1 protein-coding gene is annotated in these 1,189 nt (G+C 66.2%); it reads right to left on the reverse strand.

What is annotated here, in order from left to right; genetic code table 11:
• Positions 1–1,189: beta-ketoacyl reductase (locus LPA41_RS40770; RefSeq protein WP_229076856.1), on the reverse strand; the 1,189-nt coding region annotated here is incomplete at both ends.

Consider the following 1,189-nt stretch of genomic DNA (forward strand, 5'->3'; position numbering starts at 1 on the left):
CGCAAAACAGCCGGATCAATACCGGCCGACTCGAACGCCTCCCACGACGCCTCCAACAACAACCGCTGCTGCGGATCCATCGCCAAAGCCTCACGCGGACTGATCCCGAAAAACGCCGCATCAAACTCCGCCGCATCGTGCAGGAAACCACCCTCCATCGTGTCCGAGGTGAGTCCGCGTAGGTCCCAGCCCCGGTCGTCCGGGAACGACGTGATGGCGTCCCGCCCGGCGCGGACCAGAGCCCAGAGCGCATCGGGTGAGACGGCTCCCCCCGGATAACGGCAGGCCATGCCCACGATGGCGACGGGTTCGTCAGCTCCGATCCGTACCGTCGCCGCTTTGGCCTTCTTCGGAGCCCGTCCGGTGACCTGGTTGACGAGGTGACCGGCAAGCGCAGCCGGCGTCGGATAGTCGAAGATCAGCGTGGCGGGCAGTTTCAGCCCTGTCACCGCCGCCAGCCGGTTCCGCAGCTCCACCGCGGTCAGCGAGTCGAATCCAAGTTCGGTGAAGAGCTGCCGGGGTGCTACGGCGCTGGCACTGCGGTGCCCGAGGACGGCCGCCACCTCGTCCCGCACGATCGACAGGACGGTCTCGACGGCTCCGTCCCGGTCGAGGCCGGAGAGCCGGTCGATGAGCGAATCGGTGCCGGCCCGCCTGATCGGACCGGAAACCAAGGATCTGAGCTTGGCCGGCACGGCCTCTCGCGCCGCACGGGCACGCAGTCTTGTGTGGTCCCACCGGACTGCGGCCAGAACAGCGGAGTCGCCGGCGATCGCCGCCTCCCACGCCGCGAGCCCTTCGGCGACGGTCAGGGGCAGCATTCCGTCCTGGTGGAGGCGACGGCGATTCGATTCGCCGGCCATGCCGACGTCCCACGCACCCCACGCCAACGACAACCCCACCAAACCCCGCGCCCGCCGAAACTCAGCCAACCCATCCAAATACGCATTACCCGCCGCATAATTCGCCTGCCCCGCCGTACCCAACAACCCAGCCACCGACGAAAACAACACAAACAACTTCAAATCCAAATGCGCCGTCGCCTCATGCAAAAACCACGCCGCATCCGCCTTCACCGCCAACACCGCATCCAACCGCTCCGGCGTCAACGCCTCCAACACACCATCATCCAAAACACCCGCACAATGCACCACCCCCACCAAATCCGGAATCCCCGCCACCAACGCAT

It is taken from the genome of Actinoplanes sp. DH11, assembly GCF_020873875.1.
Taxonomy (GTDB): Bacteria; Actinomycetota; Actinomycetes; order Mycobacteriales; family Micromonosporaceae; genus Actinoplanes.